29 protein-coding genes are annotated in these 25,259 nt (G+C 64.0%); 26 read left to right on the plus strand and 3 right to left on the minus strand.

The window, feature by feature from the left end; genetic code table 11:
• Positions 1–71: 71 nt before the first annotated feature.
• Positions 72–611: a molybdenum cofactor biosynthesis protein B gene (moaB, locus tag JFU04_RS08075; protein ID WP_065901653.1), complete on the plus strand. Its 540-nt coding sequence runs from the start codon at positions 72–74 to the stop codon at positions 609–611.
• The gene (locus JFU04_RS08080; protein ID WP_201143818.1) at positions 595–1,821 is read left to right on the plus strand and encodes a molybdopterin-binding protein; all 1,227 of its coding nucleotides are present in this window, start codon (positions 595–597) and stop codon (positions 1,819–1,821) included. The genes moaB and JFU04_RS08080 overlap by 17 nt, the downstream gene beginning before the upstream one ends.
• Positions 1,822–1,855: 34 nt before the next feature.
• On the opposite strand, the gene JFU04_RS08085 is transcribed toward JFU04_RS08080, so the two are convergent.
• Positions 1,856–2,185, minus strand: a complete 330-nt coding sequence (locus tag JFU04_RS08085; RefSeq protein ID WP_106804722.1) for an EscU/YscU/HrcU family type III secretion system export apparatus switch protein — start codon at positions 2,183–2,185, stop codon at positions 1,856–1,858.
• Positions 2,182–3,759 (minus strand): flagellar hook-length control protein FliK, encoded by a 1,578-nt coding sequence (fliK, locus tag JFU04_RS08090; RefSeq protein WP_106804721.1) that lies wholly within the window; start codon positions 3,757–3,759, stop codon positions 2,182–2,184. Before fliK ends, JFU04_RS08085 begins: the two co-directional genes overlap by 4 nt.
• 200 nt (positions 3,760–3,959) lie before the next feature.
• On the opposite strand from fliK, the gene ccmA reads away from it, so the two are divergent.
• The 10 genes from ccmA (at position 3,960) to JFU04_RS08140 (ending at position 11,310) form a co-directional block, all read left to right on the plus strand.
• Positions 3,960–4,595: a cytochrome c biogenesis heme-transporting ATPase CcmA gene (gene ccmA / locus JFU04_RS08095; RefSeq protein ID WP_065901648.1), complete on the plus strand. Its 636-nt coding sequence runs from the start codon at positions 3,960–3,962 to the stop codon at positions 4,593–4,595.
• Positions 4,592–5,260, plus strand: coding sequence for a heme exporter protein CcmB (ccmB, locus tag JFU04_RS08100; RefSeq protein ID WP_017734375.1), 669 nt, complete (start codon positions 4,592–4,594; stop codon positions 5,258–5,260). The genes ccmA and ccmB overlap by 4 nt, the downstream gene beginning before the upstream one ends.
• 86 nt (positions 5,261–5,346) lie before the next feature.
• A complete protein-coding gene (locus tag JFU04_RS08105) occupies positions 5,347–6,102 on the plus strand; it encodes a heme ABC transporter permease (RefSeq protein ID WP_201143819.1) in 756 nt (251 codons plus the stop codon).
• A complete protein-coding gene (ccmD, locus tag JFU04_RS08110; protein WP_003172771.1) occupies positions 6,099–6,275 on the plus strand; it encodes a heme exporter protein CcmD in 177 nt (58 codons plus the stop codon). The genes JFU04_RS08105 and ccmD overlap by 4 nt, the downstream gene beginning before the upstream one ends.
• The gene (ccmE, locus tag JFU04_RS08115; protein WP_065901643.1) at positions 6,272–6,727 is read left to right on the plus strand and encodes a cytochrome c maturation protein CcmE; all 456 of its coding nucleotides are present in this window, start codon (positions 6,272–6,274) and stop codon (positions 6,725–6,727) included. Before ccmD ends, ccmE begins: the two co-directional genes overlap by 4 nt.
• A gap of 3 nt (positions 6,728–6,730) precedes the next feature.
• On the plus strand, positions 6,731–8,719 hold the full coding sequence (locus JFU04_RS08120; RefSeq protein ID WP_065901642.1) for a heme lyase CcmF/NrfE family subunit: 1,989 nt from the start codon (positions 6,731–6,733) through the stop codon (positions 8,717–8,719).
• On the plus strand, positions 8,716–9,252 hold the full coding sequence (locus JFU04_RS08125; RefSeq protein WP_201143820.1) for a DsbE family thiol:disulfide interchange protein: 537 nt from the start codon (positions 8,716–8,718) through the stop codon (positions 9,250–9,252). The genes JFU04_RS08120 and JFU04_RS08125 overlap by 4 nt, the downstream gene beginning before the upstream one ends.
• The gene (locus tag JFU04_RS08130; RefSeq protein WP_053255191.1) at positions 9,249–9,722 is read left to right on the plus strand and encodes a cytochrome c-type biogenesis protein; all 474 of its coding nucleotides are present in this window, start codon (positions 9,249–9,251) and stop codon (positions 9,720–9,722) included. The genes JFU04_RS08125 and JFU04_RS08130 overlap by 4 nt, the downstream gene beginning before the upstream one ends.
• Positions 9,715–10,899, plus strand: coding sequence for a c-type cytochrome biogenesis protein CcmI (gene ccmI, locus JFU04_RS08135; protein WP_065901639.1), 1,185 nt, complete (start codon positions 9,715–9,717; stop codon positions 10,897–10,899). The genes JFU04_RS08130 and ccmI overlap by 8 nt, the downstream gene beginning before the upstream one ends.
• A gap of 15 nt (positions 10,900–10,914) precedes the next feature.
• Complete coding sequence (locus JFU04_RS08140) at positions 10,915–11,310, plus strand: hypothetical protein (RefSeq protein ID WP_065901637.1); 396 nt, start codon at positions 10,915–10,917, stop codon at positions 11,308–11,310.
• 292 nt (positions 11,311–11,602) lie between these two features.
• On the opposite strand, the gene JFU04_RS08145 is transcribed toward JFU04_RS08140, so the two are convergent.
• On the minus strand, positions 11,603–12,808 hold the full coding sequence (locus JFU04_RS08145; protein ID WP_120447975.1) for an MFS transporter: 1,206 nt from the start codon (positions 12,806–12,808) through the stop codon (positions 11,603–11,605).
• 110 nt (positions 12,809–12,918) lie between these two features.
• Here JFU04_RS08145 and JFU04_RS08150 point away from each other — a divergent pair, with 110 nt between their 5' ends.
• From JFU04_RS08150 to phnP, 14 genes are all read left to right on the plus strand, one after another.
• Complete coding sequence (locus tag JFU04_RS08150; RefSeq protein ID WP_201143821.1) at positions 12,919–13,821, plus strand: LysR family transcriptional regulator; 903 nt, start codon at positions 12,919–12,921, stop codon at positions 13,819–13,821.
• A 751-nt stretch (positions 13,822–14,572) separates the two neighbouring features.
• Positions 14,573–15,406, plus strand: coding sequence for a phosphonate ABC transporter ATP-binding protein (gene phnC, locus JFU04_RS08155; protein ID WP_065901634.1), 834 nt, complete (start codon positions 14,573–14,575; stop codon positions 15,404–15,406).
• Positions 15,407–15,438: 32 nt separating this feature from the next.
• The gene (phnD, locus tag JFU04_RS08160) at positions 15,439–16,440 is read left to right on the plus strand and encodes a phosphonate ABC transporter substrate-binding protein (RefSeq protein ID WP_065901633.1); all 1,002 of its coding nucleotides are present in this window, start codon (positions 15,439–15,441) and stop codon (positions 16,438–16,440) included.
• A 147-nt stretch (positions 16,441–16,587) separates the two neighbouring features.
• The gene (gene phnE / locus JFU04_RS08165) at positions 16,588–17,370 is read left to right on the plus strand and encodes a phosphonate ABC transporter, permease protein PhnE (protein ID WP_058427920.1); all 783 of its coding nucleotides are present in this window, start codon (positions 16,588–16,590) and stop codon (positions 17,368–17,370) included.
• 36 nt (positions 17,371–17,406) lie between these two features.
• Complete coding sequence (gene phnF / locus JFU04_RS08170) at positions 17,407–18,111, plus strand: phosphonate metabolism transcriptional regulator PhnF (protein ID WP_162946071.1); 705 nt, start codon at positions 17,407–17,409, stop codon at positions 18,109–18,111.
• A gap of 11 nt (positions 18,112–18,122) precedes the next feature.
• Positions 18,123–18,560 (plus strand): phosphonate C-P lyase system protein PhnG, encoded by a 438-nt coding sequence (phnG, locus tag JFU04_RS08175; RefSeq protein ID WP_106804714.1) that lies wholly within the window; start codon positions 18,123–18,125, stop codon positions 18,558–18,560.
• Positions 18,560–19,150: a phosphonate C-P lyase system protein PhnH gene (gene phnH, locus JFU04_RS08180; protein WP_201143822.1), complete on the plus strand. Its 591-nt coding sequence runs from the start codon at positions 18,560–18,562 to the stop codon at positions 19,148–19,150. The genes phnG and phnH overlap by 1 nt, the downstream gene beginning before the upstream one ends.
• Entirely contained in the window at positions 19,150–20,226 is a 1,077-nt protein-coding gene (locus JFU04_RS08185) for a carbon-phosphorus lyase complex subunit PhnI (RefSeq protein WP_065901624.1), read from the plus strand. Before phnH ends, JFU04_RS08185 begins: the two co-directional genes overlap by 1 nt.
• The gene (locus tag JFU04_RS08190; protein WP_065901622.1) at positions 20,219–21,085 is read left to right on the plus strand and encodes an alpha-D-ribose 1-methylphosphonate 5-phosphate C-P-lyase PhnJ; all 867 of its coding nucleotides are present in this window, start codon (positions 20,219–20,221) and stop codon (positions 21,083–21,085) included. The genes JFU04_RS08185 and JFU04_RS08190 overlap by 8 nt, the downstream gene beginning before the upstream one ends.
• Entirely contained in the window at positions 21,046–21,855 is an 810-nt protein-coding gene (phnK, locus tag JFU04_RS08195) for a phosphonate C-P lyase system protein PhnK (RefSeq protein WP_168167060.1), read from the plus strand. Before JFU04_RS08190 ends, phnK begins: the two co-directional genes overlap by 40 nt.
• Positions 21,852–22,574 carry a phosphonate C-P lyase system protein PhnL gene (phnL, locus tag JFU04_RS08200; RefSeq protein WP_201143823.1) on the plus strand — a complete coding sequence of 241 codons (723 nt, stop codon included), beginning with the start codon at positions 21,852–21,854 and terminating at the stop codon, positions 22,572–22,574. The genes phnK and phnL overlap by 4 nt, the downstream gene beginning before the upstream one ends.
• Positions 22,564–23,709, plus strand: coding sequence for an alpha-D-ribose 1-methylphosphonate 5-triphosphate diphosphatase (locus JFU04_RS08205; protein ID WP_201143824.1), 1,146 nt, complete (start codon positions 22,564–22,566; stop codon positions 23,707–23,709). Before phnL ends, JFU04_RS08205 begins: the two co-directional genes overlap by 11 nt.
• Positions 23,709–24,281 (plus strand): phosphonate metabolism protein/1,5-bisphosphokinase (PRPP-forming) PhnN, encoded by a 573-nt coding sequence (gene phnN / locus JFU04_RS08210; protein ID WP_065901615.1) that lies wholly within the window; start codon positions 23,709–23,711, stop codon positions 24,279–24,281. Before JFU04_RS08205 ends, phnN begins: the two co-directional genes overlap by 1 nt.
• Positions 24,272–25,021 carry a phosphonate metabolism protein PhnP gene (gene phnP, locus JFU04_RS08215; protein WP_106804708.1) on the plus strand — a complete coding sequence of 250 codons (750 nt, stop codon included), beginning with the start codon at positions 24,272–24,274 and terminating at the stop codon, positions 25,019–25,021. Before phnN ends, phnP begins: the two co-directional genes overlap by 10 nt.
• Positions 25,022–25,259 lie beyond the last annotated feature (238 nt).

Here is a 25,259-nt window from a genome sequence, read left to right on the forward strand (position 1 = left end):
TTCCGCTGCGGCAGGTAAAGAGGGCCCTGTGATATAACATCGGGCTGTTCCTTCGACAACCGGACCGAGCCATGAAAGCCAAGGCTGATGCGCCCTTCGTACCCCTGAATATCGCTGTATTGACCGTCAGCGACACCCGCACCCTGGACACCGACACCTCGGGCCAGGTGTTCGTCGACCGCCTGACCGCCGCCGGCCACGCCTTGGCCGAGCGCGTGCTGCTCAAGGACGACCTGTACAAAATCCGCGCCCAGGTCGCGCACTGGATCGCCGAAGATGTGGTGCAAGTGGTGCTGATCACCGGCGGCACCGGTTTTACCGGCCGCGACAGCACCCCGGAAGCCGTCAGTTGCCTCTTGGACAAGCAGGTCGACGGTTTCGGCGAATTGTTCCGCCAGATTTCCGTGGCCGATATCGGCACCTCCACCGTGCAATCCCGTGCCTTGGCTGGCCTGGCCAACGGCACGCTGGTGTGCTGCCTGCCGGGTTCCACCAACGCTGTGCGCACCGGTTGGGACGGCATCCTCGCCGAACAGCTGGATAACCGCCATCGCCCGTGCAACTTCGTACCCCACCTCAAACAGGCTGAACCCTGTGAATCCCGTGGGTAAGCCTGGCAAGACCGGCGCCCTGATGCCGGTGGAAGACGCGCTCCAGCAATTGCTCGACATGGCCGCCGCCGCGCCGATTCGTGAGCAGGAATCGTTGCTCCTTGCCGAGTGCGATGGCCGCGTCCTGGCGCAGGATCTGATCTCCACCCTCGACCTGCCGCCGTGGCCCAACAGTGCCATGGACGGCTACGCCTTGCGCCTGGCGGACTGGACCGGCGAGCCGCTGGTGGTCAGCCAACGCATCTTCGCCGGCAACGCGCCGCAGCCCCTGGCCACTGGCACCTGCGCGCGCATCTTCACCGGTGCACCGGTGCCGCCAGGCGCGGACTGCGTGGAGATGCAGGAAAATGCGGTGGTCCACGCCGATGAGCGCGTGAGCTTTACCGAGCCCTTGCAGGTCGACCAGAACATCCGCCCCCAAGGTCAGGAAACCACCGTCGGCGAAATGGTCTTGAGCGCCGGCACGCGCCTGGGCCCGATCGAGTTGGGTCTCGCCGCTTCGCTGGGGCACGCTCGTCTTGACGTGATCCGCCGTGTGCGCGTGGCCGTGCTGTCCACCGGTGATGAGCTGATCGAGCCCGGTTTGCCGTTGGGGCCTGGACAGATCTACAACAGCAACCGCCGTGTGCTGTGCAGTTGGCTTGAGCGCATGGGCTGTGAAGTGATCGATGCCGGCATCCTGCCGGATGACCTCGAGCAGACTCGCACCTGCCTGGCGAGCCTGGGCGCGGTTGACCTGATCCTGTCCACCGGCGGCGTATCGGTGGGCGAGGCGGACTTCCTCGGCATCGCCCTGCGCGAAGAGGGCGAGCTGGCCTTGTGGAAGCTCGCGATCAAGCCGGGCAAGCCGCTGACCTTCGGGCACTTCCGTGGCGTGCCGGTGATCGGCCTGCCTGGCAACCCGGCGTCGACCCTGGTGACCTTTGCCCTGTTGGCGCGGCCTTACCTGTTGCGCCGCCAGGGCGTGCAAGACGTGGAACCACTGCGTTTCGAAGTGCCGGTGGGCTTCACCTGGCCCAAGCCGGGCAACCGTCGCGAGTATTTGCGCGGGCGCATCGAGCAGGGCAAGGCGATCATCTACCGCAACCAGAGCTCCGGCGTGCTGCGCAGCGCGGCCTGGGCGGAAGGCTTTGTGGAAGTGCGGGAAGGCACCACGCTGGAGGTGGGCGACAGCGTCAATTTCATCCCGCTGAGTGAAGTCCTGAACTGACAATAGAGAGCTGAGTGGGGGAGGGGGCGAGTCGTTAGTAGTCTTCGCCGCGTGCGGTCACATCGCGTTCCGCCGGCTGGGCGTTGGGGTCATAGCCCACGGGGAACTTGCCCTTCAAGGTCCAGGCGAACGCGATGATTTCGGCAATGGTGCGGTACAACTCCTCGGGAATGCTGTCGCCCAATTCCATCCTCGCCAGCAGCTTCACCAGCTCGGCGTTTTCATAGATCGGGACTTCGTTTTCCCGCGCCAACTTCAGGATCGCCTCGGCGAGGGCGTCGTCGCCCTTGGCGGTCAGGGTCGGGGCTTGTTGGCCGTCGTATTTGAGGGCAATCGCCTGACGCGGTGGTGTCGGGTTTTTCATGCGGTCTCATCCACCCAGCGTTGTTCCAGTCCGGTTTTCGGCCCGCGCGGCGGAGTGCCAAGGTGACAATCGAGGTCGCCGACGTTGATGCCCGACGTCACCAGGCGCTCGCGCAGGTTGCCCAAGTGGCTTTCAATCAGGCTGGCGGTAAACGGCCGGGTTGCCCATAACTGGCTGGACAGCTTGCCCTGGGTCAATTGCGCCTGCACCTGCAACGGCCCCAGTGGCTCCATATCGAAGGCCAGCTCGACGCGCCAGAGCATCTGCTTGGGATCTTTCTTGTCTTTGCGCTCGGGCTGGTCCTTGTCCGGCGCCGGCTCTTCGCGCTGGAACTTGACCTGCAGCGGCACGATGTCCTGCAAGGTGCGCATCGGGATTTCCAGTTGCCAGGTGGTTTGCAGGCGGCCATCGGCGGTGGTGCCGGTCTGTTCCAGGCTCGACAACTGGTGGCTCTGCAATCGCGAGATCGCCCCGGCGGCGAGGCGCAGCAGGTTTTCCAGGTCGCCTTCGCCTTCCAGTTTGGCCATCAGCCGCTCGGGCAGCGGGAAGCCTGCGGGTGTCTGCCGGGCGCTGACCTGGCCGAGGGTGTTCAATGGGCTGCGCACGAAGTTCGGCAACACCTGGGCCAGCGTATTGGCGGCGAGGATGGCATTCATATTGGTGCTGGCGGGGAGGGCGGGCAGCAGATCCGCGACCAGGCGCAGCAGGGCGCCCTTCATGTCCAGCGGCGGGATCTGCGGGTTTTGCCCGGCGAGCAGCTTGGCTTCGAGGAAGGCGCCGCTGTTCTGAATCACCTGGGCCAGCACCTTGGGGTTGCTGACCTGCGCCAGGTCCGGCAAGGCCGCCAGTAACCGCTCGGCTGCGGCACGCAGGTCAGCGGAGGTGCTGTCGCCACGTGGCAGGTTCTGGAGCGCAGTGAAGACCGCATCCAGCGAGCCCTGGCGACTTTGCTGGGTGGCGAGTTGCTGGGTCACCGCCAATTGATCCTTGAGCCCGCTCAACGGCACAAAATTCAAGGTCTGTGCGTTCTGCACCACGGCGCTGAGCAAGCTGCCCACGCGCAAGGGTTGCGGGCTTTCCACGGTCAGGGTGGCCCCGACCAGGGCGTTATTGAGCACGGTCACCAGCGAACGGTAGATGGCCGGTTGCGTGGGGCCCTGGGGCAGCATCTGGGTGGTCAGCACCTTGGCTTGTAACAGCGTGCCCACCGGCATTTGCGTGGTGTCGATGCGCGTCAGCGCGGCCACGTTCGCGCTCAAGGCCTGCTGCAGGCTGAGCGTGAGGTTGCCGGCGGGCGTCTGGCTGACGGCCACGTTACTGCCCAGCGGCAAGGGCTGCGCGCTGCTCGCCTGGACCAGGGTCTGGCGGCCACCCTCGAGGGTCAGCTTGAGCAACAGCTGAAAGGCTTCACCGCCTTGTTTCAGGGCGATGACCTCGGCATTCGCGGTTTTCCCGGGGTCGATCAGGCCGATCTGCGGCTCCAGCAGTTTCAGCAACTCACCGGTCGCGGGCGCCAGGGCAGGCCCGGTTGCCGGAGCAGGTGCTAGCGTAGGAAGGTTGATCTCACCGGTCATCGCGCGCGTCGTCTCTGGGGAAATTGCCCTCTTTAGAGTAGGGCATCACATGTATAATGCCGCCCGTCTGCAAAGAGAGCGGTAAAAACCTCACAACTATTTGATCCAGCTCTCTAAAATCGGTCGCCAAAGCCGTTATTGTGCATTTCTCTTTAACGGCCGCTGCACCGCCGACTTGAACCGTAAAGGCCCGCGATCTCTTGACCAGCCCTCTTCTTGAAGCCGTAGCGCTTGCCTGTGAACGCGACCTGCGCCTGCTGTTCGAACACCTCGAACTGCGGCTGACGGGCGGCGACATGGTGCAGATCAGCGGCCCCAACGGCAGCGGCAAGACCAGTCTGCTGCGCCTGCTGGCCGGGTTGATGCAGCCGACGGCCGGCGTTGTACGCCTCAACGGCAAACCCCTCAATGAACAGCGCACCGAGCTTGCCCGCAACCTTGTCTGGATCGGCCACGCCGCCGGCATCAAGGATGTGCTGACGCCTGAAGAAAACCTCAGCTGGCTCAGCGCCTTGCATCATCCGGCCGCGCGCGACGCCATCTGGCAGGCCCTGGCCGCTGTCGGCCTCAAGGGCTTTGAAGACGTTCCCTGCCACACCCTGTCCGCCGGCCAGCAGCGCCGCGTGGCCCTGGCGCGCCTGTATCTGCCCGGCCCGCCGCTGTGGATTCTCGACGAACCCTTCACCGCCCTCGACAAACAAGGCGTCGCCCAGTTGGAAGAGCACCTGGCGCGACATTGCGAGCAGGGCGGCCTGGTCGTACTCACCACCCACCATAACCTCACGCGCATGCCCGCCGGTTACCGCGACCTGGACCTGGGCCGGTGGTCGGCATGAGCGTGTTTGCCCTGCTGGTCGCCCGCGAAGCGCGGCTGTTGTGTCGTCGCCCGGCGGAGTTGGCCAACCCGTTGGTGTTCTTTGCCATCGTGATCGCCTTGTTCCCGCTGGCGGTCGGCCCCGAGACTAAACTGTTGCAAACCTTGTCCCCGGGACTGGTGTGGGTGGCAGCGCTATTGTCGGTCCTGCTCTCGCTGGACGGGCTGTTTCGCAGTGATTTCGAAGACGGTTCCCTCGAACAGTGGGTCCTTTCGTCGCACCCCCTGCCACTTCTGGTACTGGCGAAGGTACTGGCACACTGGGCTTTTTCCGGCTTGGCGCTAGTCTTGCTCTCGCCGCTGCTGGCGATGATGCTCGGGTTGCCCACCGAGTGCCTGCCGATCCTGCTCCTGAGCCTGTTGCTCGGCACGCCGGTACTCAGCCTGTTGGGGGCCGTGGGTGCAGCGTTGACCGTCGGTTTGAAACGGGGTGGCCTGTTGCTCGCCCTGTTGATTCTGCCTTTGTACATCCCGGTGTTGATCCTCGGCAGCGGCGCCTTGCAGGCCGCGCTCATGGGCATGCCGGCGACCGGTTACCTCCTGTGGCTTGGCAGCCTGACCGCCCTGGCGGTAACCCTGACACCCTTTGCTATAGCGGCTGGCCTGAAGATCAGCGTCGGCGAATAATGAGGTCTGGCCAAGCGTTTTAACCGTGGCCAGTAAAGACCCTGAGCCTCCCGCAATGACGGGAGGCCACCGTGATGGAAACAGCAATGAACTGGACCTGGTTTCACAAGCTCGGCTCGCCCAAATGGTTCTACGGCATCAGCGGCAAGCTGCTGCCGTGGTTGAGCGTCTTCGCCGTATTGCTGATCGGCATCGGCCTGGTCTGGGGCCTGGCCTTCGCGCCGCCGGACTACCAGCAAGGCAACAGCTTTCGCATCATTTATATCCACGTGCCCGCCGCGATGCTCGCCCAGTCCTGCTACGTGATGCTGGCCGTGTGCGGCGTCGTCGGCCTGGTGTGGAAGATGAAACTTGCGGATGTGGCCCTGCAATGCGCCGCGCCCATCGGCGCGTGGATGACCGCCGTGGCGCTGGTGACCGGCGCGATCTGGGGCAAACCCACCTGGGGCTCGTGGTGGGTGTGGGATGCGCGACTAACGTCGATGTTGATCCTGCTGTTCCTGTACTTCGGTCTGATTGCCCTGGGCAACGCGATCAGCAATCGTGACAGCGCCGCCAAGGCCTGCGCGGTGCTGGCGATTGTCGGCGTGATCAACATCCCGATCATCAAGTACTCGGTGGAGTGGTGGAACACCCTGCACCAGGGCGCCACCTTCACCCTCTCCGAAAAACCGGCCATGCCGGTGGAGATGTGGGCGCCGCTGCTGCTGATGGTGCTGGGGTTCTACTGTTTCTTCGGCGCCGTGCTGTTGCTGCGCATGCGCCTTGAAGTGCTCAAGCGTGAAGCCCGCACCAGTTGGGTCAAGGCCGAAGTGCAAACCAGCCTGGGAGCGCGTGGATGAGCTTTGCATCTTTCAGTGATTTTCTCGCCATGGGCCATCACGGCCTGTATGTCTGGACGGCCTATGGCATCTGCCTGGCGGTGCTGGCCCTCAACGTGGCCGCGCCGATCCTGGCCCGCAAGCGTTACCTGCAACAAGAGGCGCGTCGTCTGCGCCGGGAGACCGAAAAGTGAATCCGCTGCGTAGAAAGCGTCTGTTGATCATCCTTGCCATCCTGGCCGGCGTCGGCATTGCCGTGACCCTGGCCCTGAGCGCCCTGCAGCAGAACATCAACCTGTTCTATACCCCGACCCAGATCGCCAATGGCGAAGCGCCGGTGGACACGCGCATTCGCGCCGGCGGCATGGTGGAGAAGGGCTCGCTCAAGCGTTCCGGAGATTCCCTCGACGTGACCTTCGTGGTCACCGACTTCAACAAGGCCGTGACCATCACCTACCGTGGCATCCTCCCGGACCTGTTCCGCGAAGGCCAAGGCATCGTCGCCCTGGGCAAGCTCAACGCCGAGGGCGTGGTGGTGGCCGATGAAGTGCTGGCCAAGCACGATGAGAAATACATGCCGCCCGAGGTCACCAAGGCCCTCAAGGACAGCGGTCAACCCGCGCCAACCCCCGCCAAGGAGGGCTAAGTGATGACGTCCGCACTGTTTATTCCGGAGCTGGGCCAACTGGCGATGATCCTCGCCCTGTGCTTTGCCATCGTCCAGGCCGTGGTGCCATTGCTCGGCGCCTGGCGCGGCGACCGCCTGTGGATGAGCCTGGCGCAACCGGCGGCCTGGGGGCAGTTTGCCTTTTTGCTGTTCGCGTTCGGTTGCCTGACCTATGCGTTCATGACCGACGACTTTTCCGTCGCCTATGTGGCGAACAACTCCAACAGCGCGCTGCCTTGGTACTACAAGTTCAGCGCCGTGTGGGGTGCCCACGAAGGCTCCTTGCTGTTGTGGGCGCTGATCCTCGGCGGCTGGACCTTCGCGGTGTCGGTGTTCTCGCGCCAACTGCCGCAAGTCATGCTGGCGCGCGTACTGGCAGTAATGGGCATGATCAGCATCGGCTTCCTGCTGTTCCTGATCATGACGTCCAACCCATTCAGCCGCATCCTGCCGCAGATCCCGGTGGACGGGCATGACCTCAACCCACTGCTGCAGGACATTGGCCTGATCGTGCACCCGCCGATGCTCTACATGGGGTACGTGGGGTTTTCGGTGGCCTTCGCGTTCGCCATCGCCGCCTTGCTCGGTGGGCGCCTCGATGCCGCCTGGGCGCGCTGGTCGCGGCCGTGGACCATCGTCGCCTGGGCCTTCCTCGGGATTGGCATCACCCTGGGCTCATGGTGGGCCTACTACGAGCTCGGCTGGGGCGGCTGGTGGTTCTGGGACCCGGTGGAAAACGCCTCGTTCATGCCATGGCTGGTCGGCACCGCGCTGATTCACTCGCTGGCGGTCACCGAAAAACGCGGCGTGTTCAAGAGCTGGACCGTACTGCTGGCCATCGCGGCATTTTCCCTCAGCCTGCTTGGCACTTTCCTCGTGCGTTCGGGCGTGCTGACGTCGGTGCACGCGTTTGCGTCCGACCCTGAGCGCGGCGTATTCATCCTGATCTTCCTGCTGTTCGTGGTCGGCGGCTCGCTGACGCTGTTTGCGTTGCGTGCCCCGGTGGTCAAGAGCCAGGTCGGCTTCAACCTGTGGTCGCGCGAAACCCTGCTGCTGGGCAATAACCTGGTACTGGTGGTGGCCGCGTCGATGATCCTGCTCGGCACCTTGTATCCGCTGGTGCTGGACGCGTTGAGCGGTGCCAAGTTGTCCGTGGGCCCGCCGTACTTCAACGCGTTGTTCATTCCGTTGATGGGCCTGTTGATGGTGGTGATGGCCGTCGGCGTGCTGGTGCGCTGGAAAGACACTCCGGTGAAATGGCTGGCGGGCATGCTGATGCCGGTACTGCTCGGCAGTGTGGCCCTGGCAGTGATCGCCGGTATTGCCTACGGCGACTTCAACTGGGCGGTACTTGCGACCTTCCTGCTCGCCGCCTGGGTATTGCTCGCCGGTGCGCGTGACATCGTCGACAAGACCCGCCACAAAGGCTTGATCAAAGGCTTGCCGACATTGACCCGCAGCTACTGGGGCATGCAGGTCGCGCACATCGGCATCGCCGTGTGCGCGCTCGGCGTGGTGCTGTCCAGCCAGAACAGCGCCGAGCGCGACCTGCGCCTGGCGCCGGGCGAGTCCATGGACCTCGCCGGTTACCACTTCATCTTCGAAGGCGCCAAGCACTTCGAAGGGCCGAACTTCACGTCGGACAAAGGCACGGTGCGCGTCGTCCGTAACGGCAAGGAAGTGGCGGTGCTGCACCCGGAAAAACGCCTGTACACCGTGCAGAGTTCGATGATGACCGAAGCCGGTATCGACGCCGGTTTCACCCGCGATCTCTACGTGGCGTTGGGTGAACCGCTGGGTGATGGCGCCTGGGCGGTGCGTGTGCACGTGAAACCATTTGTACGCTGGATCTGGTTCGGCGGTTTGCTCACCGGTTTTGGTGGGTTGCTGGCCGCGTTGGATCGGCGTTATCGGGTCAAGGTCAAGAGCCGGGTGCGTGAAGCCCTCGGTCTGCAGGGAGCGGCGGCATGAAGCGTTGGTTGATGGTTTTACCGCTGGCGGCTTTCCTGGTGGTGGCCGTGTTCCTGTATCGCGGCTTGTACCTGGACCCGGCCGAGCTGCCCTCGGCGATGATCGGCAAACAGTTCCCGGCCTTCAGCCTGCCGACGGTGCAGGGCGACAAGACCCTGACCCAGGCTGACCTGCTGGGCAAACCGGCGCTGGTCAACGTGTGGGGTACCTGGTGCATCTCGTGCCGTGTCGAACACCCGGTGCTGAACAAGCTGGCCGAGAAAGGCGTGGTGATCTACGGCATCAACTACAAGGACGACAATGCGGCGGCCTTGAAGTGGCTGGGGGAGTTTCACAACCCGTACCAGCTGGATATCCGCGATGAAGACGGCAACCTCGGTTTGAACCTTGGCGTGTACGGCGCTCCGGAAACCTTTTTCATCGATGCCAAGGGCGTGATCCGCGACAAGTACGTCGGTGTGATCGACGAGGTGGTCTGGCGTGAACAACTCGCCGCCAAGTACCAGGCGCTGGTCGATGAGGCCAAGCCATGAAGCGCCTGTTAGCGGCTGCCGTCCTGGCGCTGGGCTTGGCCGGCGTGGCCCACGCGGCCATCGATACTTACGAATTCGCCAAGGACGGTGACCGCGAACGTTTTCGCGAGCTGACCAAGGAACTGCGCTGCCCCAAGTGCCAGAACCAGGACATCGCCGACTCCAACGCACCGATCGCCGCCGACTTGCGCAAGGAGATCTTCCGCATGCTGGGGGAGGGCAAGGACAACCAGCAGATCATCGACTTCATGGTCGACCGCTACGGTGATTTCGTGCGCTACAAACCGGCCCTTACCGGCAAGACCGCGTTGCTGTGGTTCGGCCCCGCCGGGCTGCTGCTGGCTGGCGTGGTGGTGATGGCCGTGATCGTGCGCCGCCGCCGCGCTGCGCCGACCGATGGCTCCGATGCGCTGTCCCCTGATGAGCGTAAACGTCTCGACCAATTGCTGGACACCAAGACTGATGATTGATTTCTGGCTCGCAGCCGGCTTGCTGCTTCTGATTGCCCTGAGTTTTCTGTTGATTCCGGTACTGCGCGGCCGCCGCGCCCAACGTGAAGAGGATCGCACCGCGCTGAACGTGGCGCTGTACCAGGAACGCGTCGCCGAGCTGCAGGTGCAGCAGGACGAAGGCGTGCTCAACGCCGCGCAACTCGACACCGGCCGCGCCGAAGCCGCCCGCGAGTTGCTGGCCGACACCGAAGGCGTGGAAAAACCGCGTGAATCGCGCCTGGGCAAGCCGCTGCCATTGTTGGCGGCATTTTTGGTACCTGTCCTCGGCGTTGCGCTGTACCTGCATTATGGCGCCAGCGACAAGGTCGAGCTGACCCGCGAATTCTCCCAGCCGCCGGTGTCCATGGAAGACATGACCCGCCGCCTGGAACGCGCCGCCGCTGCCCAGCCGGACTCGCCGGAAGGCCTGTACTTCCTCGGTCGCGCCTACATGGCCCAGGATCGCGCCGCCGATGCCGCGAAGGTCTTCGAGCGCACCGTGGCCTTGGCCGGGCGCCAGCCGGAACTGCTCGGCCAGTGGGCCCAGGCGCAGTACTTCGCCGACAACAAACAGTGGTCGCCCAAGGTCCAGGCGCTGACGGACGAAGCCTTGAAGCTCGACCCGAAGGAAGTCACCAGCCTTGGCCTGCTCGGGATCGCGGCCTTTGAAGGCCAGCGTTATCAAGAGGCAATCGACTACTGGAATCGTCTATTGGCGCAACTGCCACCGCAAGACAATTCCCGTGCGGCGTTGCAAGGCGGTATTGATCGGGCAGCGGAGAAACTCAAGGAAAGCGGCGGTACCGTCGCGCAGAAAACCGGGATGAAAGTCCGCGTGGACCTGGCGGCCGAGGTGAAAGCCAAAGCCCTGCCAACCGACACCGTGTTCATTTTTGCTCGCGCCGTCAGTGGCCCGCCGGCGCCGTTGGCTGCCAAGCGCGTCACCGTCGCCGACCTGCCGATCACCGTCGAACTGGGCGATGCGGACGCGATGATGCCGCAGTTGAAACTGTCCAACTTCCCCGAAGTCCAACTGGTTGCGCGCATATCCCGGGCAGGTCTTCCAACCGCTGGCGAGTGGATCGGCCGCAGCCAACCCTTGGCCAGCACCACCACTGCTCTGCAGCAGCTGACCATCGACAGTCCGGACCAGTAAATCGAGGAAACGCCTATGACCGCATTTGCACGCATCACCTTGCTCAGCCTGGTATTGGGCCTGAGCGCTTGTGCGGTCCACCGCCCACCTCCCGCGCCGACCGGCCCGACCATCCCACCGTCGGGCCCGTCGACCCAGCCGAGCACCAAACCATCCGGCCCGGTGACCCCGCCGCCGAAACCCGTGCCCACCTCGTCGCCAACCTTCGCCCCACCGCCCGGCGCCGCCAGCCACTGGGACGGCAAGATGCAGGTGTATGTGCTGGAAGAGCAGCCCGACACTTTCTACCGCCAGCGCACGTATTACCGCTGGAGCAACGGCTGGAGCCGCTCCATCAGCCCGAACGGGCCATGGGAAGAAACCAATGTCCAGGGCGTGCCGCCGGGATTGAGCAAGCAGTACGCGCAGTGACAAACAGGCGACCTTTGAAAGGTCGCCTTTTTTATGCCTGACTTGAAATGCAGTCGCCTGTGGGAGCCGGGCTTGCCCGCGATGGCGGTGTGTCAGGTGCCGAATCAATTGCAGCTATACCGCCATCGCAGGCAAGCCAGCTCCCACATTTGATCTGCGTACACCCAGGAGCCCAAGTCACACCCGGATCCCCTGTGGGAGCGGGCTTGCCCGCGATGGCGGCCTGGCAGTTGATGCAGTGGGTGCCTGATCTACCGCATTCGCAGGCAAGCCAGCTCCCCCCATTCGAGCTTCATTCGTTCTGGAGTTTGAGCGAACGCTCGAAGCCACCGAGCCAGTGAATCAACCCGGCCAACACGCCCAGCACCACCCCGAACTCCACAATCCCCATCCACCCAAACTGTGCCATCAACCATCCACTCACCGTCGCCCCAATCGCCCCACCCACAAACGTCGCGGTCATGTACAAACTATTGATCCGCCCCTGCGCCTTCGGGTCTACCGCAAACGCCCGCGTCTGATTCGCCACCAACCCCGCCTGCACGCCGATATCCAGCACGATCACGCCCACCACCAGCAAAACCAGCGACGTCTGCGCCCCGGCCAGCAACAGGTACGCCAAGGTCACAATGCCCACGCTGGCCCCGATCACCTTGCGGCAGCCTACCTTGTCCGCCGCCCGACCACCGTACGAGGCGGCGAATGCGCCCATCGCGCCGATAATCCCGAAACCACCGGCCCAGGCACTGCCCAGCTGCCACGGCCCATTGGCCAGCAACCCCGCCAGATTCACCCAAAACGCGTTGAAGCACGCCCACAACAACGCCTGCACCATCATCGATTGCCGGATTGGGCTGTTATCGCGCATCAGCGGCCAGAGCGAAGCCAGCAGGCGCGGGTAGGAAAGATTGCTGCTCGGCACGCCCGGCGGCAGCAGCTTGGCCGCGATAAACCACACCGGGATCATGAATGCCGCCTCAAGCGCATACACCGCGCGCCAGCCATAGGCCTCGCCGACCACGCCGCTGATCGTGCGCCCGAGCAAAATCCCCAGCATGATCCCGCTGACCACCGTGCCCACGTTGCGCCCGCGCTCATGCGGCGGCGACATCACCGCCGCGAACGGCACCAGTTGCTGTGGCACGCAACACACCATTCCCAGGCCAAACGAGGCACCGATCAGCGCCCAGATACTCGGCGCAAAGGCCGCCGCCAGGGCAAAACAAAACGCCAGTGCGATTTGCCCCAGCACCAACTTGCGCCGATCGAAGCGGTCGCCCATCGGCAGCAACAGGGCCAGCCCGGTGGCAAATCCCAGCAAGGCCGCGCCCGCCACCAGGTTGACCGTCGACACGGGGACGCGCATGTCCGAGGCAATCAACGGCAGCACCGGCTGCGTGCAATAAATATTGGTGACCACCGCCCCGGCGATCACCGCCATCATGATGATCTTGCCTCGCGGCGGGGAACTCTCGGACGTTATCGGCAGGCTGCTCACGGCACTTTCCTTTTGTTGCAGGGGGTTGAGTGAGCAACCTTACGCAGTCGCATTTATGTCGATAATCCCCTAGGATCGGGAATCATCCTTCCAAAATTTGATAGGGCGTCATGAACCGTCTTGAGTCGATGTCGGTGTTTGTTGCAGTAGTCGACGCGGGCAGCCTGTCGGCGGCCGCACGCAAGTTGGACATGCCGCTGGCCTCCGTCAGCCGCAAAGTCGCGGAACTCGAAGCCCACTTGAAGTCCCGGCTGCTGCACCGCACCACGCGGCAGTTGTCGCTCACGGACGTGGGCGCGTCTTATCTGGCCGCGTGCCGGCGAATTCTTGAGGAAATTGGTGAAGCGGAGCGGGCGGCGACCGGTGAATATGCGGTGCCCAAGGGCGAGTTGGTGGTGACCGCGCCCATCGTGTTCGGGCGCCTGCATATTGTGCCGGTGGTGGCGGAGTTTCTCGCGCAGTACCCCGAAATCAGCATCAACCTGATGCTCACCGACCGCGTGGTGCACTTGATGGAAGAACAATGCGACGTGGCCGTGCGCATTGGTGACCTGCCGGACAGTTCGCTCAAGGCCGTGCAGGTCGGCACGGTGCGGCGGGTGGTGTGTGCCAGTCCCGAATACCTGCAAACCCATGGCCTGCCGGCCACGCCGCAGGCGCTGGCAGACCATAACTGCATTACTTTCGAAGTGCTGGCCTCGGTGGGCGCCTGGGTGTTTGGTGCGGGTAAAGCGCAACAGACCGTGCCAGTGCATTCGCGGCTGTCGGTGAACACCGCGGAAGCGGCAATCACGGCGGCGACACTGGATGTTGGTGTAATTCGGGTGCTGTCGTATCAAGTGGCGGATGCAGTGCAAAAGGGTGATTTGCAGGTGGTGTTGCAGCCGTTTGAATCGGCCGCACTGCCCATCAACCTGGTGCATAAAGGCCAGGCACCATTGCCGCTGAAAGTGCGCGCATTCCTGGATTTCGTCACCCCGCGCCTGCGCGCCCGCGAAGCCAATATCCCCTAATGCACACGGAACAAATGTGGGAGCAGGCTTGCCTGCGATAGCAGTGTTTCAGCCATAAATCTGCCAACTGACCCACCGCCATCGCAGGCAAGCCAGCTCCCACATAGATCGTCTCAGCCATCAGGCCACGGGGCACTCCCGATTCAGCGCTTGATCTGCCAACAACTGCGCAATCTCAACCCTCTGCACCCCATCCGCGACCAAGCAGAAGGGGGGCGAGCTATACGCAGGTTGGTCGACCAGGGAATGGAAATCCGGCAGGGCCTGAGCCCTCCCACGCACAGCTCGCCATAACGCGAACACACTAATGCCGCTTGCGCGGCACTGTGCGTCATTCTGACCCAGGCGACCAAGCCTGATCGCTGAGATGAGCAGCGACTGCGAGAGGCCAACGGTGCGTTATAGCAACCGCAACCCACACGGGTTGTAGGACAGTTCCTAGAAGCAGCGGACAGGTTGTGGCGAGCAGGCTTGCCCTGCGTTGGGCTGCGAAGCGGCCCTGAAGCCTGACGACGCGTTCTGCCTGAATAAACGCGGTGGTCTTATTGGGGCTGCTGCCCAGCCCAGCGCAGGGCAAACCTGCTCGCCACAATAAGACCACGCAGGGTCGCATCCAACCTTTCACAAAACCTTCATCCAACCGACCCCTTGTAGTCATGTGCAAGTCATAGGGCTGACACAGCCCAGGCCTACTGTCGTTTGAACTCAACCGCAGCCATCCATTGGCTGTTCAAACAAGACAGAGAAGCCCATGACTCACGCTATCCATGTCGATCACTTGAACAAGACCTTTGCGAAGAAATCCGCATTGGTCGACCTCGAACTCACCATTGCCGCCGGTGAGATGGTCGCGCTGATTGGCGCTTCCGGTTCCGGCAAGTCCACCTTGTTGCGCCACCTGGCGGGCCTGGCCTGTTGCGACAAGAGTAACGGCGGCAGCGTCAAGGTGCTGGGCCGGGAGGTGCAGGCCAGTGGACGGTTGAACGGCAAGGTACGGCGGTTGCGCGCGGACATCGGCTACATCTTCCAGCAGTTCAACCTGGTCAATCGCCTGAGCGTGCTCGACAACGTGCTGCTCGGTTGCCTGGGCCGCATGCCGCGCTGGCGCGGCAACCTCGGGTTGTTCAATGCCGAGGAGAAGGCCTTTGCGCTCGAGTCCCTGGCGCGTGTGGGCCTGGCCGACCTGGCTGCGCAACGCGCGTCCACCTTGTCCGGCGGCCAGCAGCAGCGCGTGGCGATTGCCCGGGCATTGACCCAGCGTGCCGAGGTGATTCTTGCCGATGAACCGATCGCCTCGCTCGACCCGGAGTCGGCGCGCAAGGTCATGGAGATCCTCGCCGACATCAACCGCCGCGATGGCAAGACCGTCGTCGTGACCCTGCATCAAGTCGATTACGCCATGCGTTATTGCCCCCGCGCCGTGGCGCTCAAAGGCGGGCGCATTCACTTCGACGGGCAGGGCAGCGCGATGAGCAGCCAGTTCCTGAATGATTTGTACGGTGCCGACGTCGACACCAGCCTGATGTTTTCCGACCAGACCCGCCGCACCGAGGTGACCCCTCGGCTGGCCCTGGCGCGCGCTTGAAACCCTACTCACGACCCACAGGAATCCCGTCCATGTTGAACCGTATCGGCCACGTGTTTCTGTCTGCCGCGTTACTGGCGAGTGCCGCGATGGGCAATGCCTACGCGGCGGACAAAGCCATCAACTTCGGCATCATGTCCACCGAGTCTTCGCAGAACCTCAAGAGCATCTGGCAGCCCTTTCTGGATGACATGCACAAGAAGACCGGTCTGACCATCAACGCCACCTTCGCCTCCGACTACGCCGGCCTGATCCAGGGCATGCGGTTCAACAAGGTCGATGTGGCCTGGCTCGGCAACAAGGCCGCGATGGAAGCGGTAGACCGCTCCAACGGCGAGATCTTCGCCCAGACCGCCGCCGCGAACGGCGCCGCCGGTTACTGGAGCGTGCTGATCGTGCGCAAGGACAGCCCGATCAACAACGTCGACGATATGCTCAAGAACGCCAAGAACCTGACTTTCGGCAACGGTGATCCGAACTCGACCTCGGGCTATCTGGTACCGGGCTACTACGTGTTCGCCAAGAACCACGTCGACGCCGCCACCGCCTTCAAGCGCACGCTGAACTCCAGCCATGAAGTCAACGCGCTGAGCGTGGCCAAGGGGCAGTTGGACGTCGCCACCTTCAACACCGAAAGCTGGGACCGCCTGGAAGTCACCCAACCGGACAAGGCCGCGATGCTCAAGGTGATCTGGAAGTCGCCGCTGATCCCGGCCGACCCGATGGTGTGGAGCAAGGCGCTGAGCGACAGCGAGAAAACCAAGATCCGCGATTTCTTCGCCCACTACGGCGACACCGATGAAGAGAAGGCGGTGCTGAAGAACATGCAGTTGGGCAAGTTCCTCGCTTCCAACGACGACCAACTGTTGCCGATCCGCCAGCTGGAGCTGTTCAAGCAGCGCACCACGATCAGCGCTGACGATCACCTCGAAGCGGCTGACAAGGCCAAGAAGCTGGCGGACATCGACGCCGACCTGGCCAAGTTGCAGCAGCGCATCAGCGAGCTGGACAAGAAAACCGCAGCCAACGGCTAACCCCCTGTAGGAACCGGGCTCTAGGGGGAGCCGGCTTGCTCGCGAATACGGTGTGTCATTCAACGCATCCGGCGACTGATTTACCGCATTCGCGAGCAAGCCCGCTCCCACATTAAGCAGGTTCCAACCATATACCGAGAGTGACCCATGACGACTTTGCACGCTGAAGCGGTTGGCAAAAGGACCTGGCCGCAATACCTCGGCTGGGGCCTGTTCCTGGTCCTGCTGGCCTGGGCCTGGCACGGCGCGGAAATGAACCCGCTGGCGCTGTACCGCGACTCCGGAAACATGGCGACCTTCGCCGCGGACTTCTTCCCGCCGGATTTCCACGAATGGCGCTCCTACCTCAAGGAGATGATCGTTACCGTGCAAATCGCCCTCTGGGGCACGGTGTTGGCCATCGTCTGCTCAGTGCCGCTGGGCATCCTGTGTGCCGACAACATCACCCCCTGGTGGGTCCACCAGCCGCTGCGCCGGGTCATGGATGCCTTCCGCTCGATCAATGAAATGGTGTTCGCGATGTTGTTCGTGGTTGCCGTCGGCCTTGGTCCCTTCGCCGGTGTCCTGGCGCTGTGGATCAGCACCACCGGCGTACTCGCCAAGCTGTTTGCCGAAGCCGTCGAGGCCATCGACCCGGGCCCGGTGGAAGGCGTGCGGGCCACGGGCGCGAGTGCCTTGCAGGAAGTCATCTACGGCGTGATCCCGCAGGTCATGCCGCTGTGGGTGAGCTACGCGTTGTACCGCTTCGAAGCCAACGTGCGGTCGGCCACGGTGGTGGGCATGGTCGGTGCCGGCGGGATCGGCGTGATCCTCTGGGAAAACATCCGCGCCTTTCAGTTCGTACAAACCTGCGCGGTGCTGCTGGTGATCATCGTGGTGGTGAGCTTGATCGACGTGCTGTCCCAACGGCTGCGCAAGCAGTTCATCTGACCTTGGAGGGGTGCCCGCGCGGCGCTTTTTTTAAGCATGCAGTTGTCTAGACAAGAAGAACCGGTGTACCGCGAACTCGCGGACATCCTGCGCCGTGAACTGAGCAGCTACCAAGCCGGCGACTTCCTCCCCGGCGAGGTGCACATGGCGGAACGCTTCGGCGTCAACCGCCACACCCTGCGCCGCGCCATCGATGAGCTGGTGTTCGAGGGCAGCCTGTTGCGCCGCCAGGGCAAGGGCACCCAGGTGCTCGACCGGCCGCTGATCTACTCGATGGGCGCCGAGACCTCCTACAGCCAATCCTTGTCGGCCCAGGGTGTCGGTGTCGAGGCGGTGCTGCTCAAGCGCCGCTACTGCTACGCCAGCCGCGAGGAAGCCGGGCACCTGGGCATCGCCGAAATGGCGCCGATGATCGAGCTGCAAACCCTGCGCAAACTCGACCACCAGCCCGTCAGCCTGATCCGCCATCGCTACTGCGCCAGCCGCGCGCCGTTGCTGGCCGACTACACCGGCGGCTCGTTGCGCCAGTACCTGCGTGAGCGTGACCTGCCGCTGACGCGCACCCAGAGCCTGATCGGTGCGCGCTTGCCCAACCGTGATGAAGCCGCGCTGCTGCTGATGCCCCGGCATTTGCCGGCCCTCACCGTGTTTACCCTTTCCTGCGATCGCGACGGCCGCCCGGTGGAGCTGGCGCAGTCCACCAGCCGTTCGGATCGCTTCCAGTACCAAGTGGTGACTTGATGGAGACCACGATGAACCTGTCCCCGCGTCAACACTGGATTGGCGTGCTTGCCCGCGCCCAACTCAGTGAACTGCAACCGCATGAAGCCGCGTTGAAAGACGTGGAATACCAGACCATTCGCGCTCCGGAAATCGGCATGACCCTGGTGCGCGGCCGCATGGGCGGTAATGGCGCGCCGTTCAATCTCGGCGAAATGAGCGTGACCCGCTGCGTGGTGCGCCTGGCTGATGGTCGCACCGGCTACAGCTACCTGGCCGGGCGCGACAAGGTCCACGCCGAACTGGCCGCCCTGGCCGACGCCCACCTGCAAGGCGCTCATCCGAGCATTTGGCTCAGCGACCTGATCACCGCGCTGGCCAGTGCCCAGGCACAACGCCGCGCGCAAAAAGAAGCCGACACGGCGGCCACCAAGGTCGAGTTTTTCACCCTGGTGCGAGGAGAAAACTGATGAGTGCTCACCTGTTGCAACCGGCGTTTGTCGACCCGGTCCTGGATGCCCAGCGCGGCTTTCGCGCCGCCCTCAAGGCCCTGGCCGAACCGGGGTTGATCCAGCACCTGCCTTCGGCCCCGCGCCTTGACGGGCTGGCGCCTGCCACCTACGCCTTGTGCCTGGCGCTGCTGGATGTGGACACGCCGCTATGGCTGGCGCCGAGCTTCGATACGCCGCTGATCCGCGCCAACCTGGCCTTCCACTGCGGTTGCCCGCTCACGGATAAGCGCGAGGACGCCGTGTTTGCACTGCTGGGCGAGCAGGACCTGCTCGACCTCGGCGGCTTCGACCACGGCAATGACCGCTATCCCGATCAGTCCTGCACTTTGCTGGTGCAGCTCACCGACCTGGAAGCCGGTCGCGGCCTGCTCTGGCGCGGCCCGGGCATCCAGGCCCAGCGCCGGGTGCACGTGCCGGTGCCACAAGCTTTCTGGCACGAGCGTCAGTGCCGCGAAGCCTTCCCCCGTGGCCTGGACGTGCTGTTCGCCGCCGGCCATCACCTGATCGGCCTGCCGCGCAGCAGCCGCATCGCAGAGGAGCACGCCTGATGTACGTAGCCGTCAAAGGTGGCGAACAGGCCATCGACAATGCCCACCGCCTGCTGGCAAAAAAACGCCGGGGCGATACCGCGATTCCTGAACTCAGTGTCGAGCAGATTCGCCAGCAACTGCCCCTGGCCGTGGCCCGCGTAATGACCGAGGGCTCGCTGTTCGACGCCGAACTCGCCGCGCTCGCGATCAAGCAAGCGGCGGGGGATCTGGTGGAGGCGATTTTCCTGTTGCGCGCCTACCGCACCACGCTGCCGCGCTTCAGCCCGAGCCTGCCGATCGACACCGCGCAAATGTCCTTGAGCCGGCGCTTGTCCGCCACGTTCAAGGACGTGCCCGGCGGCCAATTGCTCGGCCCTACTTTCGACTACACCCATCGGCTGCTGGATTTTGCGCTGCTGGCCGACGGCGAATATCCGGGGCCGCAGACCACGCCCGAGGCGACGCTGGAAGCCTGCCCGCGCGTGCTCGGTTTGCTCGCCAAGGAAGGCCTGATCAAGCACGAAACCGACGACAACGCGCGTGTCGCCGATATCACCCGCGACCCGCTGGAGTACCCCGCCAGCCGCGCCGAGCGCCTGCAGGCCCTGGCCCGTGGCGATGAAGGTTTCCTGCTGGCGCTGGGGTATTCGACCCAGCGCGGCTACGGCCGTAACCACCCGTTTGCCGGCGAGATTCGCATCGGCGACGTGGAGGTCTGGATCGACCCCGAAGAGCTGGGCTTCCCCATCTGCCTGGGCAGCATCGAAGTGACCGAGTGCGAGATGGTCAACCAGTTCGTCGGCTCGGCCACCGAGCTTGCGCAGTTCACGCGCGGTTATGGCCTGGCGTTCGGGCATGCCGAGCGCAAGGCCATGGGCATGGCGCTGGTCGACCGCTCACTGCGCGCCGGGGAATACAACGAAGAGATCGTCTCGCCGGCCCAGCGCGAGGAGTTTGTGCTGGCGCATTGCGACAACGTCGAGGCGGCGGGCTTTGTTTCGCACCTCAAATTACCGCACTACGTGGACTTCCAGTCCGAACTGGAACTGATCCGCAAACTGCGCCAACCGGCCGAGGGCACCCGCCATGAATGACCTGACGCAAGCGCCGGTACGCGACCCGGCCTACAACTTCGCCTACCTCGACGAGCAGACCAAGCGCATGATCCGCCGCGCCTTGCTCAAGGCCGTGGCGATCCCCGGTTACCAGGTGCCGTTCGGCGGTCGCGAGATGCCGTTGCCGTATGGCTGGGGCACCGGCGGCATGCAACTGACCGCCGCGATCCTCGGCGCCGATGACGTGCTCAAGGTCATCGACCAGGGCGCCGACGACACCACCAACGCCGTCTCGATTCGCCGCTTCTTCGCGCGCACCGCGGGCGTCGCTACCACCGAGGCGACCCCTGAGGCGACGGTGATCCAGACCCGCCACCGCATCCCGGAGACCCCGCTGCAGGCCGGCCAGGTCATGGTTTACCAGGTGCCGATCCCGGAACCGCTGCGCTTTATCGAACCGTCGGAAACCGAGACGCGCACCATGCACGCCCTGAATGATTACGGCGTGATGCACGTGAAGCTCTACGAAGACATCGCCACCTTTGGCCATATCGCCACCAGCTATGCGTACCCGGTGATGGTCGATGAGCGCTACGTGATGGACCCGTCGCCGATCCCCAAATTCGACAACCCCAAGCTCGACATGAGCCCGGCCTTGATGCTGTTCGGCGCCGGTCGCGAAAAGCGCCTGTACGCGGTGCCGCCCTACACCCAGGTCACCAGTCTGGACTTCGAGGATCACCCGTTCGAAGTGCAGCAGTGGGAGCACAACTGCGCCATTTGCGGCAGCCATGAATCGTTCCTCGATGAGCTGATTCTGGATGACGCCGGGACCCAGAGTTTCGTGTGTTCCGACACCTGGTATTGCGCCCAGCGGGTCAAGGAGAACAACCAGTGAGCCAGCCGTTATTGCAAGTCCGCGACCTGTCCCTGTTGTACGGCCCGGAGAAGGGTTGCCAGGGCGTCAGTTTTGACCTGTACCCCGGCGAAGTGCTGGGCATCGTCGGCGAGTCCGGTTCGGGCAAATCCACCTTGCTCTCGCTGCTGAGCGGGCGTTTGCCACCGCAGGCGGGGAGCATCGGCTATCGCAGCAAAGACGGCGAATGGCTTGACCTCTACAGCGCCAGCGAAGCCGAGCGCCGCACCTTGCTGCGCACCGAATGGGGCTTTGTCGAGCAGAACCCCCGCGACGGCCTGCGCATGGGCGTGTCGGCCGGCGCGAATATCGGCGAGCGCCTGATGGCCCAGGGCGTGCGCAACTATGCGCAACTGCGCGGTGCCGGCCTCGACTGGCTGGGCCAGGTGGAAATCGATCCGCAGCGTATCGATGACCTGCCGCGCACTTTCTCGGGCGGCATGCAGCAGCGCCTGCAAATCGCCCGCAACCTGGTTTCCAGCCCGCGCCTGGTGTTCATGGATGAGCCTACCGGCGGCCTCGATGTGTCGGTGCAAGCGCGGCTGCTCGATCTGCTGCGCGGCCTGGTGCGTGAGCTGGACCTGGCGGTGGTGATCGTTACCCACGACCTGGCCGTGGCACGCCTGCTCGCTGATCGCCTGATGGTGATGCGTCGCTCGCGGGTGGTGGAAACCGGGTTGACCGACCAGATCCTCGACGATCCACAACACCCTTACTCTCAACTGCTGGTGTCTTCGGTACTGCAGCCATGACGAATGCCTTGATCGAGGTCCGTGACCTCTCGAAAACCTTCACCCTGCACCAACAGCATGGGGTGGTGCTCAACGTGCTGCGCGGCGTGGGGTTCAGCGTGCAGGCGGGCGAATGCCTGGTACTGCATGGCCAGTCCGGCGCGGGTAAGAGCACCTTGCTGCGTACCCTGTATGGCAACTATCTGCCGGCGGGCGGCAGCATCCGCGTACGTCATGCGCAGGCGTGGCTGGAGCTGGTCGGCGCGGCGCCGCGCGACATTCTGCAGGTGCGCCAGCAGACCCTCGGTTACGTCAGCCAATTCCTGCGGGTGATCCCGCGCGTGGCGTGCCTGGATGTGGTCATGGAGCCGGCGCTGGCGCGTGGCTGGTCCAAGGCCGATGCGCAGTCGCGTGCCGAGCACTTGCTGGCGCGCCTGAACATCCCCCAGCGCCTGTGGCAACTGGCGCCCGGGACCTTCTCCGGTGGCGAGCAGCAGCGCGTCAACATCGCCCGCGGCTTCATGGTGGAGTGGCCGGTGATGCTGCTGGACGAACCCACCGCGTCGCTGGATGACAGCAATCGCCAGGTGGTGCTGGAACTGATCAACGAAGCCAAGGCCGGCGGTGCCGCGCTGATCGGCATTTTCCACGACCGCGCTGCCCGTGAAGCGGTTGCCGACCGCCATTTCGACATGACCCCCACGCCCGTTGCCGAAGAGGAATACGCACATGCCCGCTGAACAGATCCTCAGTAATGCCCAGGTGGTCACCGCTGATCGCATGTTCCTCGGTTGCGTGGTGCTGCGCGCCGGCAAGATCGTCGACATCGCCGAAGGTCGCAGCCAGTTGCCCCAAGCCCAGGATCTGGGCGGGGATTGCCTGCTCCCCGGCCTGGTGGAATTGCACACCGACAACCTGGAAAAACACATGACCCCGCGCCCCGGCGTGGACTGGCCGTCGACCTCGGCGGTGCTCAGCCACGATGCGCAAATTATCGCGGCGGGCATCACCACGGTGTTCGATGCGGTGTCCATCGGGGACGTGAACCCCAAGGGCAATCGCATGAAGAAGCTGCCGGCGATGCTCGACGCGATTGCTGCGGCAGAAGGCGCCGGCCTGACGCGCGCCGAGCATCACCTCCACCTGCGCTGCGAGCTGTGCCACCCCGACACCCTCAGCGTGTTCCGCGACCTGGTGGAAAACCCGCTGGTGCGCCTGGTCTCGGTGATGGACCACTCGCCGGGCCAGCGCCAGTTCGTGCTCGAATCCAAGTACCGTGAGTACTACATGGGCAAGTACCACCTCAACGACGAAACCATGGACGCTTTTATCGTGCTGCAGATGGCCAACTCGCGGGAGTACAGCGACCGTTATCGCGCGGCCATTGTCGAGCATTGCCTGGGGCGCGGCCTGTCGGTGGCCAGCCATGACGACGCGACCCTGGCGCATGTGGAGGAGTCGGCGCGCTACGGCATGACCATCGCCGAATTCCCGACCACGCTGGAGGCGGCGAAGGGGTGTCAGGCACTCAACATGAAAGTCTTGATGGGCGCGCCGAACGTGGTGCGCGGTGGGTCGCACTCGGGTAATGTGGCCGCCGCCGGCCTGGCTGCCGAGGGATTGCTGGATATACTTTCCAGTGATTACTACCCGGCCAGCCTGTTGCAGGCTGCGTTCGTGCTGGCCGACCAGCAGGACGGCGGCGACCTGTCGCGGGCGGTCAAGATGATCAGCCTGGCGCCGGCGCAAGCGGCCGGGCTGGCGGATCGGGGTGAAATTGCCATTGGCCTGCGCGCGGACCTGGTACAGGCCCGCAGCCGCGAAGGGCTTCCTGTAGTGCAACAAGTCTGGCGACAGGCGAAGAGGGTGTTTTGATGGTGGGCAGGTTGATCTATCTCATCGGGCCATCCGGTTCGGGCAAGGACAGCCTGCTGGATGCCGCACGCCCGCGCTTGGCCGAGCGCGGCTGCCGCATCGTGCGCCGCGTGATCACCCGCTCGGCGGAAGCGGTGGGTGAAGCGGCCCAGGGCGTGAGCCCGCAGCAGTTCGCGGCGCTGCAGGCCGAGGGTGGGTTTGCCCTCAGTTGGCAGGCCAATGGGTTGTCCTACGGGATTCCCCGGGAAATCGACGACTGGCTGGCGGCGGGGCAGGACGTGCTGGTCAACGGCTCGCGTGCGCACCTGGCGCAGACCCGCGAGCGCTATCCGAACCTGCTGGTGCTGTTGCTGACGGTGGATCAAGCCGTGTTGCGCCAGCGCCTGGTCGCGCGAGGACGCGAGTCCCTGGCGGATATCGAGGAGCGCCTGGCACGCAATGCACGCTTCACGGCGCAACTGATCAGCGGCAATGGCGCGGGGTTGTTCGTGCTGGACAATTCCGGCCCGCTGGAACACACCGTCGAGCGCCTGCTGTGCTGCCTCGACCACGGGCACTCGGCATGCGCCTGACGCTGCTCGGCACCGGTGACGCGCGGCAAGTCCCGGTGTATGGCTGCGAGTGCGCGGCGTGCGCGATGGCGCGCAGCGATGCGAGCCTGCGCCGCCGACCGTGCAGCGCGCTGATCGAATGCGGCGACCAGCGCTGGCTGATCGACAGCGGCTTGCCCGACCTCACCGAACGGTTCCCGCCGCGCAGTTTCAACGGGATTTTCCAGACCCACTATCACGCCGATCATGCGCAAGGCTTGCTGCACTTGCGCTGGGGCCAGGGGCTGGTGATACCGGTGCACGGCCCGGCGGATCCGGAAGGTTTGTCCGACCTCTACAAGCATCCCGGCATCCTCGATTTCAGCCAGCCGTTTGCCGCGTTCGAAACCCGGCAGTTCGGCGCGCTGAGCGTTACCGCGTTGCCGTTGCAACATTCCAGGCTGACCCTGGGTTACCTGCTCGAAGGCGAGGGGCGCCGCATCGCCTACCTCACCGACACCGTCGGCCTGCCGCCTGACACGCTGGCCTGGTTGCAACGCGAGCCGCTGGATGTGCTGGTGCTGGATTGCTCCATGCCGCCGCAGCCGCAAGCTCCGCGCAATCACAATGACCTGACGCTGGCGTTGCAGAGTATTGCCGACACCGGTGCGCAGTTGGGGGTACTGACCCATGTGGGGCATACGCTGGATGCATGGCTGCTGGAACATCGGCGCGAGTTGCCACGGCATGTGACCGTGGGGTGGGATGGCCGGGTGCTTTAGCGCAGGCGCCTGTCAAGCGGCAAGGTCCTGACCCACGGGAAAACCACCATGAAAAAGTTGAGCGAATGTATCCGTGTCAGGGCGGCTTTGAAGCAGTAAGTGCCGGTCAATTGTGTGGGTTTATATTTTTATCGCGTGGAATCAACAGGTTTTCAGCTTCGCCCATGTGTGTCTGGTTTTTTGAAGTGCAAGTGTTTTTTCGCGTGTTTTAGCAGGTGTTGCCCCACGCCGCGCTGTT

Source organism: Pseudomonas sp. TH21, from assembly GCF_016651025.1.
Classification (GTDB): Bacteria; Pseudomonadota; Gammaproteobacteria; order Pseudomonadales; family Pseudomonadaceae; genus Aquipseudomonas; species Aquipseudomonas aylmerensis.

What these genes read in the sequence shown, in the direction of transcription:
- JFU04_RS08085 (WP_106804722.1), bottom strand. Translation starts at nt 2,185, where the DNA reads ATGAAAAACCCGACACCACCGCGTCAGGCGATTGCCCTCAAATACGAC.
- JFU04_RS08125 (WP_201143820.1), top strand. Translation starts at nt 8,716, where the DNA reads ATGAAGCGTTGGTTGATGGTTTTACCGCTGGCGGCTTTCCTGGTGGTG.
- ccmD (WP_003172771.1), top strand. Translation starts at nt 6,099, where the DNA reads ATGAGCTTTGCATCTTTCAGTGATTTTCTCGCCATGGGCCATCACGGC.
- phnL (WP_201143823.1), top strand. Translation starts at nt 21,852, where the DNA reads ATGACGAATGCCTTGATCGAGGTCCGTGACCTCTCGAAAACCTTCACC.
- JFU04_RS08140 (WP_065901637.1), top strand. Translation starts at nt 10,915, where the DNA reads ATGACCGCATTTGCACGCATCACCTTGCTCAGCCTGGTATTGGGCCTG.
- JFU04_RS08185 (WP_065901624.1), top strand. Translation starts at nt 19,150, where the DNA reads ATGTACGTAGCCGTCAAAGGTGGCGAACAGGCCATCGACAATGCCCAC.
- phnE (WP_058427920.1), top strand. Translation starts at nt 16,588, where the DNA reads ATGACGACTTTGCACGCTGAAGCGGTTGGCAAAAGGACCTGGCCGCAA.
- JFU04_RS08150 (WP_201143821.1), top strand. Translation starts at nt 12,919, where the DNA reads ATGAACCGTCTTGAGTCGATGTCGGTGTTTGTTGCAGTAGTCGACGCG.
- phnC (WP_065901634.1), top strand. Translation starts at nt 14,573, where the DNA reads ATGACTCACGCTATCCATGTCGATCACTTGAACAAGACCTTTGCGAAG.
- phnH (WP_201143822.1), top strand. Translation starts at nt 18,560, where the DNA reads ATGAGTGCTCACCTGTTGCAACCGGCGTTTGTCGACCCGGTCCTGGAT.
- JFU04_RS08190 (WP_065901622.1), top strand. Translation starts at nt 20,219, where the DNA reads ATGAATGACCTGACGCAAGCGCCGGTACGCGACCCGGCCTACAACTTC.
- phnG (WP_106804714.1), top strand. Translation starts at nt 18,123, where the DNA reads ATGAACCTGTCCCCGCGTCAACACTGGATTGGCGTGCTTGCCCGCGCC.
- fliK (WP_106804721.1), bottom strand. Translation starts at nt 3,759, where the DNA reads ATGACCGGTGAGATCAACCTTCCTACGCTAGCACCTGCTCCGGCAACC.
- phnF (WP_162946071.1), top strand. Translation starts at nt 17,407, where the DNA reads ATGCAGTTGTCTAGACAAGAAGAACCGGTGTACCGCGAACTCGCGGAC.
- phnP (WP_106804708.1), top strand. Translation starts at nt 24,272, where the DNA reads ATGCGCCTGACGCTGCTCGGCACCGGTGACGCGCGGCAAGTCCCGGTG.
- phnD (WP_065901633.1), top strand. Translation starts at nt 15,439, where the DNA reads ATGTTGAACCGTATCGGCCACGTGTTTCTGTCTGCCGCGTTACTGGCG.
- JFU04_RS08120 (WP_065901642.1), top strand. Translation starts at nt 6,731, where the DNA reads ATGACGTCCGCACTGTTTATTCCGGAGCTGGGCCAACTGGCGATGATC.
- ccmB (WP_017734375.1), top strand. Translation starts at nt 4,592, where the DNA reads ATGAGCGTGTTTGCCCTGCTGGTCGCCCGCGAAGCGCGGCTGTTGTGT.
- JFU04_RS08105 (WP_201143819.1), top strand. Translation starts at nt 5,347, where the DNA reads ATGAACTGGACCTGGTTTCACAAGCTCGGCTCGCCCAAATGGTTCTAC.
- moaB (WP_065901653.1), top strand. Translation starts at nt 72, where the DNA reads ATGAAAGCCAAGGCTGATGCGCCCTTCGTACCCCTGAATATCGCTGTA.
- JFU04_RS08205 (WP_201143824.1), top strand. Translation starts at nt 22,564, where the DNA reads ATGCCCGCTGAACAGATCCTCAGTAATGCCCAGGTGGTCACCGCTGAT.
- JFU04_RS08130 (WP_053255191.1), top strand. Translation starts at nt 9,249, where the DNA reads ATGAAGCGCCTGTTAGCGGCTGCCGTCCTGGCGCTGGGCTTGGCCGGC.
- phnN (WP_065901615.1), top strand. Translation starts at nt 23,709, where the DNA reads ATGGTGGGCAGGTTGATCTATCTCATCGGGCCATCCGGTTCGGGCAAG.
- ccmI (WP_065901639.1), top strand. Translation starts at nt 9,715, where the DNA reads ATGATTGATTTCTGGCTCGCAGCCGGCTTGCTGCTTCTGATTGCCCTG.